Raw genomic sequence first — 18,664 nt, 5'->3', positions numbered from 1 at the left:
TTCAGCCCTCGGTCTCGGTAGCGGCAAGGCTGCGCTCGGCTTCCAGCAGCGAGATCGCAGTCGCAAAATCAAAGTTGTCCAGCGCCTGCTCCAGAGCCTGGCGCTTGTCCTGCTCCAGCGTGTCGGCCAGTTGCTGCAGCGCCTGTTCGTTGACCTCGCCGCGGTTGAGAACCGTGATCAGATTATCGACCAAGTGCTGGCGCTGCTCTCTCGACAGAGTGCTGTGGCTCTTGTGATGCCGGCGTTGGCCAGGCTCTGGCATGGCGGCCCGGGTCTGCTCCGCGGCGGTCAGCAGGGCGTGCAGGGCGTCTGCCAGCGCAGGCGTCGGTGTTTGTGTGAGACGTTTCTCGAGTTCGGCAGCGGCCTGCTGCAGCTGCTGCAGCGACAGGTTGCCGGCGCTCCCGTTGATGCGATGAACCAGGCTGCGGGCCTGTTCGGCTGACGGTTGCTGCAGCGCCTGTTCGAGCTCTGCGAGCCGCGCCGGCAGATCGGCCAGGAAGCGCTGGATCGCCTCAATCAGCGCCTGACGATCGCCCCAGCGCTGCTCGCCAGCGTACCAGTCAACCAGCTGCGGCCCCCTGGCGGTAGCGGGCTTCAACGACACCTCATCAGCAAGTTGCAGACCCAAGACCCGGGCAATCTCGCGCTTAAGTGCCTCGCGATCAACCGGCTTGGAGGCGAAGCCCTCCATGCCGGCGGCACGGGCCGCCTCGCGGTCGCGGTCCAGCACGCTGGCTGTCAGGGCGATGATGGGGGTGGGCGGATAGCCCATGTTGGCCTCGTAGCGGCGGATGATCCGGGTAGCTTCCAGGCCATCCACCTCGGGCATCTGCATATCCATCAGGATCAGGTCAAAGCGGTCGTCGACAACGCGCTCGAAGGCACTCAGGCCATTACCGGCGCTGTACACCCGGTGGCCCTCGGCACGCAGCATCACTTCCATCAGTTGCACGTTTTCGGCGACGTCATCGGCGACCAGAATGCGCAGCGGCGGCAGTTCGATATTGCCGGCAGTTTTATTTGCCAGCTGCGCGGTGAGGTCGTCCAGCGGCTCCAGTGGCAGCCTAACCGCAAACGTGGAGCCCTGTTCCGGCACGCTGCTGACCCGGATCTCGCCGCCCATCAGCTCAACCAGCTGGCGCGCAATGGTGGTGCCCAGGCCGGTGCCGCCGAAACGCCGGCTCATTGAGGCGTCTGCCTGCGCGAACGGTTCGAAGATTTGCTGAATACGCTCGGGCTCAATGCCGATGCCGGTATCGCTGATACGCAGGCATACTCCATCGCTGTCAGCGTCGACCTGCAGGCGCACGCTGCCCTGACGGGTAAACTTGATGGCGTTACCCAGCAGATTGGTCAACACCTGCCGCACCCGCATGGGGTCACCACGGTAATGCTCCTGTTGCGCGTGATAGTCGAACTCGAGCGCCAGGCCCTTCTGACCGGCTTCCAGCGAAAATACATTGATCAGTTGTCGGCACAGGTCGCGCAGCGAGAAGGCGTGTTCTTCAAGCTGGACCGCTCCCTTCTCCAGCTTGGCAGTATCAAGAATGTCGTTAAGCAGCCCGAGCAGTGAGCGTGCAGACTGGTTTACGGTTTTCAGGTACTTGCGCTGGGTGCTGCTCAGCGACTCATTCAACAGCACTTCGCTGAAGCCGATAATGGCGTTCATCGGGGTGCGAATTTCGTGGCTCATATTGGCAAGGAAGGCGCCCTTGGACTCGGCGGCCAGTTCCGCGCGCTCCTTGGCGGCGAGCAGCGCCAATTCCATACGGTGACGCTCGCTGAGATCGGTAACCAGCATGACCACCTTTGCCGGGCGGCCATAGGCGTCGATGATGGGGTTGAAGTAGATCTGGGTGTGAATGCTGCTGCCGTTGGCATGACGCAGGGTGTATTCGCCTGCCAGATACTCGCCTTCGCGTACCTTCTGCCACTGCTGCGGATCAAATTGTCCGCTTACCAGCAGTTGCTGCAGATGCCGACCCTCCAGCTGCTCCGCCGGGTAACCGGACAGATCGATAAAGCGGCGGTTGGAGAAGATGATCCGGCCGTCGAGGTCGATATCCGCCATGCCCTGAGCCTGACTGATGGCCCGAACGATACCCTTGAACTCGGCATTGCGCAGTTTGGCATCGGTGATATCGATGATCACGCCGTCGATCCACTCGGCATTTCCCTGTTCGTCGAAAATCGCGCTGGCATATTCGCATACCCAGCGCAGTTGGCCGTCGCGATGGAAAATACGGTATTCGAGCGTGTGTTTCTCGCGTCGGCCGATGGCGCCCATGACGTGCTCAACGGTGAAGTCGCTGTCGTCCGGATGAATCAGGTCGGCGAAGCTCAGCTCTCCACTGAGGAAACGCTCGGCCGGCCAGCCGGTCATCTGTTCAACAGCGTCGCTGATGAACAGCATGCGCCAGTCTTCCCTGGGCAGGCAGCGAAAGGTAACCCCGGGGATGTTGGCAATGAGGCTGCGGTATTGCTCCTCGCGCTCACGCAGCGACTTCTCCAGCAGGTGACGCTCGGTTATGTCGCTGATAAATCCGACGAAATGATTCCGACCCTTGAGCGTCGCCTGGCCCAGGGCAACCCTGACCGGAAACAGTGTGCCATTGCGCCGGCGACACCAGGTTTCCAGATTCATCCCGGTGCGAGGGGGATGTCCGGCATTGCTGAAATCCTGCAGGAAGGCGTGTGTCTGTGCCGCCGAATCCTCGGGCAGCAGGATATCGATATGTTGTCCGACCAGTTCATCGCGCGGCCAGCCAAACAGGCTTTCTGCGGCATGGTTGGCTTCCTCGATGATGCCGCTGGTATCCCAGGTAATGATGGCATCAATGGCGGTATCGGCGATGCTGCGGATGCGCTCGGTATTGGCCTGGACCCGCTGGTACAGCTGACTGAAGCGCACCATCGCGTTGATTACGCCAACCAGACCGCCGAACACGACAACGGCGAAGGCGATCAGCAGTCCGTTGTTTTCCTGGTCGTTGAGCTGCGGCACGAAATCCGGCTGGGCGCTACCGACAAAGCGGGCTGCCGCCATACCGGCATAATGCATGGATGAAATTGCCAGCCCCATGACGATGGCGGCAATCAGCAGATGGGTGCGGCTCTCATGACCCAGACCAAAGCGCACCCAGAGCGCCAGAACCGCCATGGCCACGGCGATGATCAGCGATGCGAAAAACCATAGCGGGTCGAACCGTAACAGGGCGTCCATGCGCATGGCTGTCATGCCGTAGTAATGCATCATGCCGATTCCGGCACCAATCAGAACACCACCACTGAGCATGATTCGCCAGTCGAGATTCGGTCGTGCGAGCAGATGCAGGGCCAGCAGCGACGCAGCCATTGCCGGCAGCATCGACAGCAGCGTAGTTGCCTGGTCGTATCGGACAGGCAACGGCAGGGTGAACGACAACATGCCGATAAAGTGCATGGCCCAGATGCCGCCGCCCAGTACCATGGCTCCGCTGATCAGCGCGCCCTGGCGGGTGGGGGTGGTGGTTGCTTGCCGCGCGAGGCCGGCTACCTGCAAGCCGAGCCATGAGGCAGCGATGGCGACAAGCACCGAAACCAGTAAAAGGACGTCATGGTGGTGGCCATGCAGCAGCTGCCCTTGGTGCAGATCTGCCTGATAGAACCAGGAATGGGTCAACACGGCTCGCTCCTTACAGGCCTGGTGCGCCCAGGGGCGCAAGGAAGCGCGCGGTCATCCCGCATCCGGCGTGTGACAGCACAGGGTTATCATAGCGTCGTCGGTGCTGGCTGCCCAGCCCGCACCGTATCAGCGCTCAGCGTTTGGGTTATCGGCGGGCAAGCCCTCGGCTTGAGCGGGCTGCAGCAACGCCTGCCACTGCTGACGTATGGTCTGCAGGGCGCGTTCCCCGCCCAGTTGGCCGCGGAACAGCAGCACGCTGCCGAGGATCGTCGCGTACTGAATCATTGCCATGCCACGGGCAGTACCGGCGGGCACCAGCGGCGCAAGCAGGCGCGCGGTCTGCTCGACCCGGGCCTCGTCCACGGCGGCAACAATATCGCGGGCGTAAAGGTCGCGCTGGGCAAAGTCGCGGATGGCGAACTCGACCTTCATGCGTTTGAACTCGACCGCCGGCCCCTCGAACATCAACAGCAGTACCCGTTCAACTTCCTGCTCGGGGCTCAACTGCGGATCCAGCCCCGGTTGCCAGTAGCGCAGGCCCTTCATGCGCTGGGCCTGCCACTGATCAAGAAACAGCCGAATGAACTGCGGCAGGTCCTCGAAATGCCAGTAGAAACTGCCGCGGGTCACCTTCAGGCGCTTGGCCAGAGGCAGTACCCGCAATTGATCGAAGCCGCCCTCAAGGATGGCCTCGGTGGCGGCGTTGAACCAGTCCTGTGGGGTCAGCACGGCGCGGCCGGTTGGGCGACCGCGGCGCCCGGGTTTGCTGGCAGTCGGCATGTGATGACTCCGGTGAATGTTTCGGCCGAGCATTATAAGTCGGACGAAGCCTGCGTCATATCTATTTCCATACACAATTGACAATACACATGTGTATTGAGATTTTGTCTTCAGGACGGCTGCCATCGCAACCGCATGATCGACACCTCAGGAGTTCGCCATGTACCACCAGACCGAACGCTCACTGGATCTGCAAAAGCGCGTTTCCGATTTTATGGACGCGCACATTTTCCCCAATGAACAGCGTTACGAAGAAGAAATCCGCGCCAACGAGAAGGCCGGCAATGCCTACACCACCGTCAAACTGATGGAAGAGCTGAAGGCCAAGGCCCGCGCCGAAGGTCTGTGGAACCTGTTTCTGCCGGAAGCCGAGCACGGCCCGGGTCTGAGCAACATGGAGTACGCCCCGCTGGCCGAGCTGATGGGGCGGGTGCCGGGCATGTGGGCGTCCGAGGTGTTCAACTGCGGCGCGCCGGATACCGGCAACATGGAAGTGCTGGCCCGCTACGGCACCAAGGAGCAGCAGGAGCGCTGGCTGACCCCGCTGCTGAACGGCGAAATCCGCTCTGCCTTTGCCATGACCGAGCCACTGGTGGCGTCCTCCGATGCCACCAATGTGGAAACCCGCATCGAGCGCGACGGCGACGAGTATGTGATCAACGGCCGCAAGTGGTATATCTCTGGCGCCGCCAACGAGCGCTGCGAGATCATGGTGGTGATGGGCAAGAGCGACCCGGACAACCCGAACCGCCACCAGCAGCAGTCGATGATTCTGGTGCCGATGAATACCCCTGGCGTCACCGTGCTGCGTGATATGGGCTGCTACGGCTATATGGACCCGCCCTATGGTCACCCGGAAATCATCTTCGAGAACGTGCGCGTGCCGGCCAGCAACATGCTGCTGGGTGAAGGCCGGGGCTTCGAGATTGCTCAGGGCCGCCTTGGCCCGGGTCGTATTCACCACTGCATGCGGGTGATCGGTCAGGCTGAACGCGCGCTGGCGCTGATGTGTGAGCGTCTGAGCAAGCGCGTTGCGTTCGGCAAGACGCTGGCCGAGCAGGGCGTGTGGCGTGAGCGCATCGCCGAGTCGCGGATCATGATCGATCAGGCGCGCTTCCTGGTCATGAACGCGGCGTACCTGATGGATACCGTTGGCAACAAGGTCGCGGCCAAGCAGATTGCGATGATCAAGGTGGCAGCGCCGAACATGGCGTGTCAGGTCATCGACTGGGCGATTCAGGCCCACGGCGCCGGTGGTTTCTCCTCCGACTTCCCGCTGGCGCAGCTGTACGTCTACGCCCGGCACCTGCGCACCGCCGATGGTCCGGATGAAGTGCACCGCAACGCGATTGCCAAGGCGGAGCTCAAGCGCTTCCAGTAATGCGGTGAGTGGTGAGCAACCCCGCAGTGCCACATGGTGCTGCGGGGTTTTTGCTTGGGAACGCCTGTGAGGACGCTTTTTGTTGGGGCGTTTTTTAGGGCTAGTTGGCGCGTAATCTGACAGTTCGCTTTTCGCCTTCTCCGGCGAGCCAAGGGGGGCCGCTTGCCCGGCCCCCCTTAGCGATCCCCCCGGGCACCCGGCTACGCGGCCCTTCGGGTTCGCTGCGTTGCTCGGCCTGACGGGGGCCGGCAGAACTCGTCGCTACGCTCCTCAGACAGGCTGCCGTCCTATCTCCCGTCAGCCCTGCGCTACTCGCCCGCGTAAACGGGGATTGGTCCGTGCAGTTGTCGCTTCTGGATATTTAACCCAACAAAAAAGGCGCAACACCCAGTGTTGCGCCTTTCTCGGTTATCCCGCCAGCAAACTTATTTGCCGATCAGCGCCTCAACCTCGGCAATGCGCGCTTTCAGCGTCGCCATATCCGGGCAGCGCAGCGTCGCGTGGCCGACCTTGCGACCGGCCTTGAAGGCCTTGCCGTAGTGGTGCAGATGGCAGTGCTCAATGGCCGTGACGGCGTCGACGGCGGGGACTTCGCCGATAAAGTTCAGCATCGCGCTTTCACCGACCTTGGCGGTCGAGCCCAGCGGCAGGCCGGCGATGGCGCGCAGGTGGTTTTCGAACTGGCTGCACTCGGCGCCTTCGATAGTCCAGTGGCCGGAGTTGTGCACGCGCGGGGCGATCTCGTTGGCTTTCAGGCCACCGTCGACCTCGAAGAATTCGAAGGCCAGCACGCCGACGTAATCCAGCTTGTCGAGCACGCGGCCAACGTAGTCTTCGGCCAGTGCCTGCAACGGATGATCGGTACTGGCGATCGACAGCTTGAGGATGCCGTTTTCGTGGGTGTTGTGCACCAGCGGGTAGAAGCGGGTTTCCCCGTTGCGGGCACGTACGGCAACCAGCGACACCTCGCCTGTGAAGGGCACAAAACCTTCCAGAATGCAGGGTACGCTGCCCAGTTCGGCGAAGGCATCGGCCACATCGTCGGGGTGGCGCAGGACTTTCTGGCCCTTGCCGTCATACCCCAGAGTGCGGGTTTTCATCACCGCCGGCAGGCCGATGCGCTTGACCGCAGCATCGAGGTTATCCTGCGACTGGATGTCGGCAAACTCCGGGGTCGGGATGCCGAGGTCCTGGAACATCGACTTTTCAAACCAGCGGTCGCGAGCGATGCGCAGTGATTCGGCGTTCGGGTAGACCGGGACGAACTGCGAGAGGAAGGCGACGGTTTCGGCCGGGACGCTTTCGAACTCGAAGGTCACCACGTCGACTTCTTCGGCCAGCTGGCGCAGGTGATCGGTATCGCTGTAGTCGGCGCGGATGTGCTCACCGAGGGCCTGGGCGCAGGCATCCGGGGCCGGGTCGAGAAACGCGAACTGCTGGCCGAGCGGGGTGCCGGCCAAAGCCAGCATGCGACCCAGTTGTCCACCACCGATGACGCCGATCTTCATATCCGATTCCTCAAGCCTGACGCGGGTCTGGGTTGTTCAGCACGTTGTCGGTCTGCTGGGTGCGGAATTCCTGCAGCGCCTTGCTGAACTGCGGGTGCTTGCCGCCGAGAATGCTGGCCGACAGCAGCGCTGCGTTGACCGCACCGGCCTTGCCGATGGCCAGAGTGGCGACCGGCACGCCGGCCGGCATCTGCACGATGGACAGCAGCGAATCGACACCGGAGAGCATGGAGGACTGCACCGGCACGCCGAGCACCGGCAGGTGAGTCTTGGCCGCGCACATGCCCGGCAGGTGGGCTGCGCCGCCGGCGCCGGCGATGATCACTTCGATGCCGCGATCGGCCGCTTCTTCAGCGTATTGGAACAGCAGATCAGGGGTGCGGTGGGCGGAAACCACCTTCACTTCGTAGGGAATGCCCAACTGTTCAAGCATGTCGGCCGTATGGCTCAGGGTGGACCAGTCGGACTTGGAGCCCATGATCACGCCAACCAGTGCGGTCATCTGTAGTGCCTCGCTCATCAGGGCCGCCTCGGCGGCAGAAACCAACAAGCCACGGCAGCGGACTGGCGTGGCTTGCTTGGAGAGTGCAGACCCCGTGGGGTCTGCCGCTAAACAGACGGCGCAGTATACCCGTAATTGGGCAAATGCAGTAATGCGCCTGTCGGTTAGCTGGCGTTGCGGCCGGGGTAGCGCGCGCGCGGTGTGGCCATCGGCAGCGGGCCTTCGCCGATCTGGCGAAACTCGTTGGTTTCCGAGTCGTAGGCGCGAATGTGCGCGGTCTCGATGTCGTACACCCAGCCGTGAATGAACAGTTCGCCGCGAGCCAGTCGCGAAGCCACCGAGGGGTGGGTGGCCAGATGCTGCAGCTGAGCGATGACGTTTTCTTCGGTCATCATCGCCAGCTTGTTGTCGCAGCAGTCGCAGTTGTCTTCGACCACGATCTTGGCGACCTCGGCGTGGCGCAGCCAGGCCTTAACGGTGGGCAGTGAGTCGAGGGTTTCCGGGGCCAGTACCGCTTTCATTGCGCCGCAGTCGGAGTGGCCGCAGATAATGATGTGCTGCACGTTGAGCGCGAGTACCGCGAACTCGATGGCGGTCGACACGCCGCCCATCATCTGGCCGTAGGGTGGCACCACGTTGCCCACGTTGCGCGAGACGAACAGGTCGCCCGGCGCACTCTGGGTGATCAGCTCCGGCGCCACGCGCGAATCGGCGCAGGTAATGAACATGGCACGCGGGACCTGCTCGTGCGCCAGCTTCTTGAACAGCTCCTGCTGTTCCGGGTAGACCTCGTTACGAAAGCGGTTGAAGCCGTCGACGATCTGCTTGAGGGCTTCTTCGGCGCTTTCGTTGCGTCTGGAATCTTTATTCATGTCGCAGTCTCAATCCTTGGTTGGGCTGAACGGTAGACGATCAGTTTCCCGGTCACGACACCGACGCCGTTGCAGCGCTGCTCGCAGCGCCGCAACGGCACCCGTGTGGTGTCAGGCCTCAATCTCGATCAGGATCTCGCCCGGATTGACGCGATCACCCTTGGCGACGTTGACCGCCTTGACGGTCCCGGCGATGGCCGCCTGGATTTCGCTTTCCATCTTCATGGCTTCGCTGACCAGTACGGCCTGACCGGCCTTGACGCTGTCGCCGACCTTGACCAGCACGTCGACCACGTTGCCCGGCATGCTGGTGGTCACGTGGCCCGGTTCGCTGGCCTGCTTGCGCTTGCTGCTGCCTTCGCCAACGAAGGCATTCAGCGGCTCGAACACCACTTCTTCCGGCATGCCGTCGAGGCTCAGGTAGAAGTGACGCTTGCCGTCGCCCTTGACGCCCACACCGGTGATGTCGACACGGTAGGACTCGCCGTGAACATCAATGATGAACTCGGTCGGTACGCCTTCGCTGGCGGCAGCCGGTGCGCCTGCGCCCGGTGCCGGCAGCAGTTGCTCGGGCTTGAGGGTGCCGGCTTCGCGCTCTTCGAGGAACTTGCGGCCGATGTCCGGGAACATGGCGAAGGTCAGCACGTCTTCTTCCGACTTGGCCAGTGCACCGACTTCAGCGCGCAGGCGGTCCATTTCCGGCTTGATCAGATCAGCCGGGCGCACGTCGATCACCTCTTCGCCGCCGATGGCCTGACGACGCAGCGTCTCGTTGACGGTGCCCGGTGCCTGACCGTAGCGGCCTTGCAGGTAGAGCTTCACCTCGTTGGTGATGGTCTTGTAGCGCTCGCCGGCCAGCACGTTGAACACCGCCTGGGTGCCGACGATCTGCGAGGTTGGGGTCACCAGCGGCGGGAAGCCGAGGTCCTCACGCACCCGCGGGATTTCCGCGAATACGTCCTGGATGCGGTCCAGTGCGCCTTGTTCCTTCAGCTGGTTGGCCAGGTTGGACATCATGCCGCCCGGTACCTGGTTGACCTGCACGCGGGTATCCACGCCGGTGAAGTCGCTCTCGAACTGGTGGTACTTCTTGCGCACGGCGTGGAAGTACATGCCGATTTCCTGCAGCAGCTCCAGATCCAGACCGGTGTCGTACGGGGTGCCTTTCAGCGCGGCAACCATCGACTCGGTGCCCGGGTGGCTGGTGCCCCAGGCCATGGACGAGATAGCGGTGTCGATGTGGTCGGCACCGTTTTCGATCGCCTTGAGCTGACACATGGCGGCCAGGCCGGCGGTGTCGTGCGAGTGAATGAACACCGGCAGGTCGAGTTCGGCTTTCAGCGCCTTGACCAGATCGCCGGTGGCGAATGGGGTCAGCAGACCGGCCATGTCCTTGATGGCGATGGAATCGATGCCCATCGCTGCCATGTCCTTGGCCTGCTGCACGAAGGTTTCAACCGTATGCACCGGGCTGGTGGTATAGGCGATGGTGCCCTGGGCGTGCTTGCCGGCCGCCTTGACTGCTTCGATGGCGACCTTGAGGTTGCGCACGTCGTTCATGGCATCAAAGATGCGGAATACGTCGATACCGTTTTCGGCAGCCTTGGCAACAAAGGCGCGAACCACGTCGTCGCTGTAGTGACGGTAGCCAAGCAGGTTCTGGCCACGCAGCAGCATTTGCAGGCGGGTGTTCGGCAGCGCCTTGCGCAGGGTGCGCAGACGCTCCCAGGGATCTTCTTTCAGAAAGCGCACGCAGGCGTCAAAGGTCGCGCCGCCCCAGACTTCCAGCGACCAGTAGCCGACCTGATCCAGCTTGTCGCAGATCGGCAGCATGTCTTCGGTACGCAGACGGGTCGCCAGCAGAGACTGGTGGGCGTCGCGCAGGATGGTATCGGTAACGGTGATTTTGCGTGTGTTGCTCATTCTCTGTTCCTCATCAGCTTCAAGCGCCAAGCTGCAAGCGGTGTGTCTTGTCGCTTGCGGCTTGAAGCTTGCCGCTAGTGTCATAGTCCGGCGTGGGCGGCAATCGCGGCTGCGATGGCGAGCGCCAGCTCCTCGGGTTTGCGTTTGATCGAGTAGTTCAGCAGCTCGGGGTGGGCTTCCACGAAGCTGGTGTTGAACACGCCGGAGCGGAACTCGGCATTACGCAGGATTTCCTGGTAGTACGGGGTTGTGGTCTTGACCCCCTGCAGGCGCATGTCGTCCAGCGCACGCAGGCCGCGGTCCAGCGCCTCTTCCCAGGTCATGGCCCAGACGATGAGCTTGAGACACATGGAGTCGAAGTTCGGCGGAATGGTGTAACCGGTGTAGATCGCGGTATCGACCCGCACGCCCGGACCGCCCGGTGCGTAGTAGCGGGTAACCTTGCCGAAGGAGGGGAAGAAGTTGTTCTTCGGGTCTTCGGCGTTGATCCGGAACTGGATCGCAAAGCCCTGGTGCTGGATGTCTTCCTGCTTGATCGACAGCGGCAGGCCGGAGGCGATGCGGATCTGCTCGCGGACGATGTCGACGCCGGTGATCTGCTCGGTAATGGTGTGCTCGACCTGAACCCGGGTATTCATTTCCATGAAATACACTTCGTCGTCGGCCAGCAGGAATTCGACGGTGCCGGCGTTCTCGTAACCGACCGCCTGCGCGGCCTTGACCGCCAGATCACCGATGTAGGCGCGCTGTTCCGGGGTTAGCTGCGGGCTGGGCGCGATCTCGATCAGCTTCTGGTTGCGGCGCTGGATCGAGCAGTCGCGCTCGAACAGGTGCACGGTGTTGCCGAAGCTGTCGGCGAGAATCTGCGCTTCGATGTGTTTCGGGTTGACGATGCACTTCTCGAGGAAGACTTCCGCGCTGCCGAAGGCCTTGGTGGCCTCGGAGATGACTCGCGGGTAGGCCGATTCCAGCTCTTCGCGGTTGTTGCAACGACGAATACCGCGACCACCACCACCGGACGTTGCCTTGAGCATGACCGGGTAACCGACGCGCTCGGCTTCGCGCAGCGCCTCGTCAAGATCTGCCAGATTGCCTTCGGTGCCGGGGGTGACCGGTACGCCGGCGGCGATCATGCTGCGGCGTGCTTCGGTCTTGTCGCCCATGCGGGTAATCACATCGGCTGCCGGACCGATGAACTTGATGCCGCGCTCGGCACAGATCTTTGCCAGCTCAGCGTTCTCGGACAGGAAGCCGTAGCCCGGGTGCAGGGCGTCACAGCCGGTTTCTACCGCCAGGTTAACCAGTTGGCGCGGGTTCAGATAACCGGCCAGCGGGTCGCTGCCGACGTTGTAGGACTCGTCGGCGCGTTTGACGTGCAGGGCATAGCGGTCGGGATCGGTGTAGACCGCAACCGAGGTGATGCCCATCTCCGCGCAAGCGCGGACGATGCGAACGGCAATCTCGCCCCGGTTGGCAATCAGAATTTTCTTGATCACGTACGCGTTCCTCGTGTGGGTGATCGAGTGGATGCGGTGAACAGGTTGCGTACCGCGACCGGAATGCGTGGTTCCGGTGCGACACATTGCAAAATGTTTCCCGGCTACCCTAAGCGGACGCCTCTATTCTGTGAAATGAATAATACTTGGCTTATATATAAGTGATTGCTTATATATACTGCGGCCATACAAAGCTGCTCCGTTCATCAAGGCTAGACCATCATGCGCAAATCTTTGCTGCGAATGACCCTGCGCCAGTTGCAGGTGTTCCGCGCGGTGTGTGAGCACCGCTCCTACAGCCGCGCGGCCGAAACCATGGCACTGACCCAGCCGGCGGTCAGCCTGCAGATTCGCCAGCTTGAAGAACAGGTCGGTCTGCCGTTGTTCGAATATGTTGGCCGCAAGCTGTACCTGACCGAGGCTGCGGAGTCGTTGCTGGAGACCTCTGCTGACATCTTTGATCGGCTGGAAAGCCTGGATATGAACCTGTCGACGCTGGAAGGCAGCCTGCGTGGCGAGTTGCGCCTGGCGGCGGCGAGCAGCGTGCAATACGTCCTGCCGCATCTGTTGGCTGCGTTCCGCCAGCGCTACCCGCAGGTTACCTTTCGACTGGACGTAACCAGCCGGGCACAGATCATTCAGCGTCTGGCCGACAACCGTGATGATCTGGTGATTATGGGGCTGGTGCCGGCGGATCGCGCCCTGGAGTTCTTCCCGTTCCTCAACAACCCGATCGTGGCGGTGGTGCGGCCGGATCACCCGCTCGCGCGGCAGAGTCAGATTCCGCTGGCTAGACTGGAAGAGGAAATGGTCCTGCAGCGCGAGAGCGGGTCGGGCATTCGCAAGGCCTGCGACGAATTTCTTCAGCTCAAGCGGGTACATCTGGGCCAGACCATGCAGCTCGGGTCGACCGAGGCGCTGGTGCAGGGCGCAATTGCCGGGCTGGGGGTGGCGCTGGTGCCGGGGCATGCAGCGGCGGCCTGGATACGACAGGGGGAACTGGTCTGTCTCAATATCAGCGAATTGCCGCTCAAGCGCAGCTGGTGTGCGGTGCATGCCCGAGGCAAGCGCCTGAGCCCGGTGGCAGAGGCCTTCCTCGCCTTTTTGCGCGAGGAGAAGGCGTTGATCCGGCAGTTGGCAGAACCCTTCGAACCGTCGCCTGCGATTCAGTAGAGGCGCTGCGAACGATGAAAATCGGTCTGGCCGAGCAGTTCGGGGAAGTCGCTGAAGGAGGCCTGCAGGGCCTGGCTTTCTCGATAGGCCTCGATCGCGCGGCGATAGGCCATGCGCTTCTTGTCTTCGTTGCGACGGCGTTCGCGGCGCTGGTCCACGGCGGAGTTGAAGTCACCTGCAAATTCCGGATCAAAGGCCATGTTGGCATCTCCCGAGTCAGTGGTGTTCTGGCTTCACGGAGTCAGCATGGCCTCAGAGCATGACGCGGTGATGACAGCCGCTGAGGAGCACGAGCATGTTTGAACTGGACCGTCATCTGGCCCAGGACATCGTCAATCGAGCGATGGCTATCCTGCCGTACAACGTCAATGTGATGGATCGCCAGGGAGTGATCATCGGCAGCGGCGATGCCGAGCGCATCGACAGCCGGCACGAGGGCGCCCAACTGGTGCTTGCCAACCAGCGGGTAGTGGCGCTGGACGAGCAGGCGGCAGCCTGTCTGCAGGGCGTCAAACCCGGTATCAACCTGCCGTTGCTGCACGGTGGGAGGCTGGTTGGCGTGCTGGGTATTACCGGTGATCCAGAGCAGGTCAGGCCGTTTGCCGAGCTGCTGCGCATGACCGCCGAGATGCTGGTCGAACAGCGCGTGTTGCAGGCAGAGCAGCACTGGCGCGGTCAGCAGCAGGAGGCCTGGCTGGTCAACCTGCTGGAGCGTGGCTACCCGGTAGCCAGTCTGGAGGAGGATGCGGAACGCCTGCGCATGCGCTGGAAATGGCCGCTGCAGTGCTGTTTGCTGTGCCTGGCTACAGAAAGCGACCATCAGCATTCCCAAGGGCAACTGGTGACGCTGATGCGTGCCCGTCACCCGCACGACATCATTCTTCCGCTCGGGCTGCACGAGGTCCTTTGGTTGCGCAGTGGCAAGCCGCAACCTCCGCGCCGCAGCTGGCTGGAGCAGGCCGATCAGCGGGGCTGGCCGGTGGGCCGGGTGCTGCTGGCCGAGGCGGTCACGTCGCTCGCGGATCTGCGCGAGGCGACCGAGGCTCTGATCAGTCTGCGCGATTATGTGCAGGAGATGCGGGTGTCCGAGCGTATGGTCAGTCTGGCCGACAATCGGCTGGCGGTGCTGCTCCATCAGCAGCAGGGCAGCTGGACAGTGCAGCAACTGCTGGCGCCGATTCAGCCGCTGCGCCGGGCCGATGGCAATGGTCAGCTGGTGGCCACCCTGCGCAGCTGGTTGCAGCACAATGGCCATACTCAGGCCTGCGCCGAGCAGCTGCAGGTGCATCGCAATACCCTGCGCTACCGGCTGGACCGGATTGCCGAGATTACCGGGCTGGATCTGGATCGGATGACGGATCGAATGCTGTTGAGTATCGGGTTGGCGTTGTTTCCGGAGTAGTTGGGTGGCGGCTGCCGCTACGTTCTTACTTGAATAGGCGGTCCGCGTTTGATCGGTCCCACGCTCCTGCGTGGGAGCGCCCGTCAGGATGCTCTCGTCCGGGTCAGTGTTTTATGTCTGCTGATTTGTTTTGCGCCAGAAGCGGCTGCTAACACACGCCTAATTATCGCGCTCTGGCAAACTGCCAAAGACTTGGATGGTGGAGTGTGCACCGGGTTTCGTCCCGTTTACGCGGGCGAGTAGCGCAGATTTATCGGGAAAAAGAGTCATAGGCTGTCTGAGGAGCGCAGCGACGAGTTTTATGACTCCCCGATAAATCGAGCAACGCAGCGAACCCGAAGGTCCGCGTAGTCGGGTGCCCCGGGGGATCGCTAAGGGGGGCCGGGCAAGCGGCCCCCCTTGGCTCGCCGTAAAAGGCGAAAAGCTGATTTGGCAGTCGCACTCATGCTGTAGTCGGTTCGCTGCGACTGATGGTTTACACGCTTTCGCGAGCACGTCACTTCCGACTGGTCTTGCTCTCCGCCACCGCCCCCTAACCAGAGCGGATCTACCCAGTTTCAGGTTCATTGCTATTGGGCGAGCGAACAAGAATGCGTTGCTAATTCCCGTCTATTGTTGTGCGTGGGCATAAGGCTTTTGTCCCGCAGGCTGGGTGACAATGGCCGTTGTCATCGCCGCCCATCGCGGCAAACACAATAAAAAGGAGTTCAGCATGGGTCTGGTACTGATTCTGGTCGCCCTGATTGCCTTTATCGTTCTGGCGACATCGCGCCTCAAGTTACACCCCTTTCTTGCCTTGCTGGCGGCGGCGTTGCTGGCCGGTTTCGCCTATCAGGTGCCGACTATGGAGATCGTCAAGACGATCACCGGTGGCTTTGGCGGCATCCTTGGTTATATCGGCATTGTCATTGTGCTGGGGACCATCATCGGCGTGATTCTTGAGCGCAGCGGCGCGGCAATCACCATGGCGGAGACGGTGATCAAGCTGCTCGGCGAGCGTTTCCCGACGCTGACCATGTCGATCATCGGCTATCTGGTGTCGATCCCGGTGTTCTGTGATTCGGGCTACGTCATCCTTAACTCGCTGAAGAATGCTCTGGCCGCGCGCATGAAGGTCTCGGTCATCGCCATGAGCGTGGCCTTGGCGACCGGCCTCTACGCGTCCCACACCTTTGTGCCGCCGACCCCCGGCCCGATTGCCGCGGCCGGTAATCTGGGGCTGGAGAACAACCTTGGTCTGGTGATACTGGTCGGTCTGGTGGTGTCGCTGGTGACTGCCTTTGCCGGGATGTGGTGGGCCAATCGGTTTATCGGCAAGGACATCCCGCTGGAAGACAACGGCACCCACGTGATGGACGCTGAAGACTATGCCCAGATCCGGGCCAAATACGGTGTGTTGCCGAGCGCGACCAAGGCTTTTGCACCGATCTTTCTGCCGATCGGCCTGATCTGTCTGGGCACCCTCGCCAATCTGCCGGCCAAGCCGGTGGGTGAGGGCTTCGTCTACACGCTGCTGGCCTTCCTCGGTCAGCCGGTTGTGGCGCTGGCAGTCGGTCTGGCGCTGGCCTGCACGCTGTTGCGCGCGGACAACAAGCGTCAGGAGTTCCATGACCGCGTGTTGGAGGGTATTCAGGCCGCCGCTCCGATTCTGCTGATCACCGGTGCCGGCGGTGCCTTCGGCGCCATGCTCAAGGTGACGCCGTTGGGCGACTATCTGGGGGCGACCCTGTCGGCGCTGGGTATCGGGCTGTTCATGCCGTTTGTGGTGTCTGCTGCGCTGAAGTCGGCGCAGGGTTCAACTACCGTGGCGCTGGTGACTACCTCGGCGCTGGTTGCACCGCTGCTGCCGGAGTTGGGGCTGGATAGCGAGATGGGCCGGGTGCTCTGCGTGATGGCCATTGGGGCCGGCGCGATGACCGTGTCCCACGCCAACGACAGCTTCTTCTGGGTCGTGACCCAGTTCAGCCGCATGAGTGTCGGCACCGCTTACCGTGCGCAAACCCTCGGCACCCTGATGCAGGGCATCGCCGGCATTATCACCGTCTGGCTGCTGAGTCTGGTACTGCTCTGATGAAACTGGTTATCGCCCCTGATTCGTTCAAGGAAAGCCTGAGTGCCCGTGCTGTCGCCGAAGCCATCGCGGCGGGCTGGGCGCGGGTTTATCCTGATTCTGAACTGCTGCTCTGCCCGATGGCTGATGGCGGCGAAGGCACGGTTGATGCGGTATTGGCCGCGACCGGGGGCGAGCGGCAATGGACCGAGGTCAGCGGCCCGCTGGGTGATCCGGTAACCGCCAACTGGGGATTGTTGCCGGGGCGTCGGGCTGTGATCGAAATGGCCGAGGCCAGCGGACTGCATCGGGTCGAGCCGGCGCGGCGCGATGTGCTGAGGGCGAGCAGCTTCGGCACCGGCGAGCTGATCCGCGCGGCGCTGGATGCCGGAGTGCGGCGGATCGTGCTGGGCCTCGGCGGCAGCGCAACCAACGATGGCGGTGCCGGTTTGCTGTGCGCACTTGGTGTGCGCCTGCTGGATGCCGATGGTGGGGATCTGCCACCGGGCGGCGAGGCGCTGGCGCGGCTGCGCCATATCGACCTGACCGGACTGGATACCCGGCTGGCGCAGGTTGAAGTGCTGGTTGCCGCCGATGTCGACAATCCGCTCTGTGGGCCACGTGGCGCCTCGGCGGTATTTGGCCCGCAGAAGGGCGCGACTCCGGCGCAGGTGGACCAACTGGACGCCGCGCTGGGCCATTATGCCGATGTTATGGCGTCGACTCTGGGCGAGGATCTGCGCAACCTGCCCGGCGTTGGCGCTGCTGGCGGGCTCGGTTTTGCAGCCCGCGCGGTGCTCAAGGCAGGCTTTCGCCCCGGTATTGAACTGGTGGCGGAGCTGGCCGGGCTGGCCGAGGCCGTGCAGGGTGCCGATCTGGTGATCACCGGTGAGGGTCGGCTGGATGGCCAGAGTCTGCACGGCAAGACGCCCGTCGGGGTGGCGCGCATTGCCCGTGCCGCCGGCGTGCCGGTCATTGCTCTGGCTGGCAGTCTCGGTGAAGGCTATCAGCGCCTCTATGCCGAAGGCATCGGCGCGGCCTTCAGTCTGGCACCGGGACCGCTCAGTCTCGAGCAGGCCATGCAGCAGGCCGCCGACCAGCTCAGTGCCCGCGCCGCCGACCTGGCGCGCTTTTGGCAGATTGCGGGCATGGCTGCCCGGCGCGTCTGAGGGCGGGCTATACTCCGGCGCAGAGACGCGGGAGGGATGTGGATGGAGCAGGGCGGCAAGTTGGTGAACTGGAACGACGCCAAGGGCTTCGGTTTCATTCAGCCCGATGACGGCAGTGAGCGGGTGTTTGCCCATATTTCGGTCATGCGCGGTGACGCCAGGCCGGTGACCGGTATGGCGGTGCGCTTTGTGGCCGTCGCCGACGAGCAGGGGCGACGACGGGCCGAGCACATGCGTGGTAAGGGGCTGGCGCTGGATCGCCCGGCCATTCGCCGCAAGCCGCGCGAGCGCAGCGCGCCGACGCCGACGCCGACCCGCGGGGCCGCGCGCCGTCCCGGGCGGCACCGGCACCGGGTACATAATCGGGGTGCCAAGCTGGTGGTGCTGGCGCTGCTCTGCATACTGCCACTGTTCGGCAGCCTGCAGCTGTGGCTGGAACAGGGTCAGCCCTGGTGGCTGTTAGCCTACGCCGTGGTCAGCGTCGTCAGCTTTGTTCAGTATTGGCTCGATAAACGCAGTGCCGAGACGGGGCGCTGGCGCACGCCGGAAAAGACTCTGCATCTCTCTGCGCTGCTGGGCGGCTGGCCAGGCGCGCTGGTGGCCCAGCAGCTGCTTCGCCACAAGACCCGCAAGGCGTCCTTTCAGGCTCTGTTCTGGCTGATTGTTGCCCTGCACCAGCTGGCCTGGCTCGACTGGCTGGTGCTGGACAGTACCCTGTTGGGCGGGTTGCTGCCAACCTGAGCA

Annotated in this window: 14 protein-coding genes; 6 read left to right on the top strand and 8 right to left on the bottom strand. The window is 62.8% G+C overall.

Going from position 1 to position 18,664, the window contains the following annotated elements; translation table 11 throughout:
* Position 1: 1 nt before the first annotated feature.
* Entirely contained in the window at positions 2-3,664 is a 3,663-nt protein-coding gene (locus tag AC13EY_RS15750; protein ID WP_228246002.1) for a PAS domain S-box protein, read from the bottom strand.
* Positions 3,665-3,790: 126 nt separating this feature from the next.
* Entirely contained in the window at positions 3,791-4,444 is a 654-nt protein-coding gene (locus AC13EY_RS15745; RefSeq protein ID WP_228246001.1) for a TetR/AcrR family transcriptional regulator, read from the bottom strand.
* Between the two features lie 160 nt (positions 4,445-4,604).
* On the opposite strand from AC13EY_RS15745, the gene AC13EY_RS15740 reads away from it, so the two are divergent.
* Positions 4,605-5,825 carry an acyl-CoA dehydrogenase family protein gene (locus tag AC13EY_RS15740; RefSeq protein WP_228246000.1) on the top strand — a complete coding sequence of 407 codons (1,221 nt, stop codon included), beginning with the start codon at positions 4,605-4,607 and terminating at the stop codon, positions 5,823-5,825.
* A 425-nt stretch (positions 5,826-6,250) separates the two neighbouring features.
* Here the strand turns inward: AC13EY_RS15740 and AC13EY_RS15735 are convergent, their stop codons facing one another.
* From AC13EY_RS15735 to AC13EY_RS15715, 5 genes are all read right to left on the bottom strand, one after another.
* Complete coding sequence (locus tag AC13EY_RS15735; protein WP_228245999.1) at positions 6,251-7,333, bottom strand: 5-(carboxyamino)imidazole ribonucleotide synthase; 1,083 nt, start codon at positions 7,331-7,333, stop codon at positions 6,251-6,253.
* A 10-nt stretch (positions 7,334-7,343) separates the two neighbouring features.
* Positions 7,344-7,835 carry a 5-(carboxyamino)imidazole ribonucleotide mutase gene (gene purE, locus AC13EY_RS15730; protein ID WP_088275953.1) on the bottom strand — a complete coding sequence of 164 codons (492 nt, stop codon included), beginning with the start codon at positions 7,833-7,835 and terminating at the stop codon, positions 7,344-7,346.
* Between the two features lie 164 nt (positions 7,836-7,999).
* A complete protein-coding gene (locus tag AC13EY_RS15725; RefSeq protein ID WP_228245998.1) occupies positions 8,000-8,707 on the bottom strand; it encodes a carbonic anhydrase in 708 nt (235 codons plus the stop codon).
* A 111-nt stretch (positions 8,708-8,818) separates the two neighbouring features.
* A complete protein-coding gene (gene oadA / locus AC13EY_RS15720) occupies positions 8,819-10,630 on the bottom strand; it encodes a sodium-extruding oxaloacetate decarboxylase subunit alpha (RefSeq protein ID WP_228245997.1) in 1,812 nt (603 codons plus the stop codon).
* Between the two features lie 80 nt (positions 10,631-10,710).
* On the bottom strand, positions 10,711-12,126 hold the full coding sequence (locus AC13EY_RS15715; protein ID WP_088275855.1) for an acetyl-CoA carboxylase biotin carboxylase subunit: 1,416 nt from the start codon (positions 12,124-12,126) through the stop codon (positions 10,711-10,713).
* A gap of 222 nt (positions 12,127-12,348) precedes the next feature.
* On the opposite strand from AC13EY_RS15715, the gene AC13EY_RS15710 reads away from it, so the two are divergent.
* A complete protein-coding gene (locus tag AC13EY_RS15710) occupies positions 12,349-13,299 on the top strand; it encodes a LysR family transcriptional regulator (protein ID WP_323133555.1) in 951 nt (316 codons plus the stop codon).
* Here AC13EY_RS15710 and AC13EY_RS15705 read toward each other — a convergent pair.
* Entirely contained in the window at positions 13,293-13,499 is a 207-nt protein-coding gene (locus tag AC13EY_RS15705; RefSeq protein ID WP_228245996.1) for a PA3496 family putative envelope integrity protein, read from the bottom strand. The two genes, AC13EY_RS15710 and AC13EY_RS15705, sit on opposite strands and share 7 nt — an antisense overlap.
* A 95-nt stretch (positions 13,500-13,594) precedes the next feature.
* Here AC13EY_RS15705 and AC13EY_RS15700 point away from each other — a divergent pair, with 95 nt between their 5' ends.
* From AC13EY_RS15700 to AC13EY_RS15685, 4 genes are all read left to right on the top strand, one after another.
* A complete protein-coding gene (locus AC13EY_RS15700; protein WP_088275852.1) occupies positions 13,595-14,701 on the top strand; it encodes a sugar diacid recognition domain-containing protein in 1,107 nt (368 codons plus the stop codon).
* A 712-nt stretch (positions 14,702-15,413) separates the two neighbouring features.
* Complete coding sequence (locus AC13EY_RS15695; protein WP_228245995.1) at positions 15,414-16,772, top strand: GntP family permease; 1,359 nt, start codon at positions 15,414-15,416, stop codon at positions 16,770-16,772.
* Complete coding sequence (locus AC13EY_RS15690; RefSeq protein WP_228245994.1) at positions 16,772-17,920, top strand: glycerate kinase; 1,149 nt, start codon at positions 16,772-16,774, stop codon at positions 17,918-17,920. Before AC13EY_RS15695 ends, AC13EY_RS15690 begins: the two co-directional genes overlap by 1 nt.
* A 42-nt stretch (positions 17,921-17,962) precedes the next feature.
* On the top strand, positions 17,963-18,661 hold the full coding sequence (locus tag AC13EY_RS15685) for a DUF1294 domain-containing protein (protein WP_228245993.1): 699 nt from the start codon (positions 17,963-17,965) through the stop codon (positions 18,659-18,661).
* Positions 18,662-18,664 lie beyond the last annotated feature (3 nt).

Source organism: Halopseudomonas sp. L-58 (assembly GCF_056859475.1).
This window is presented reverse-complemented; position numbering and strand designations above follow the sequence as displayed.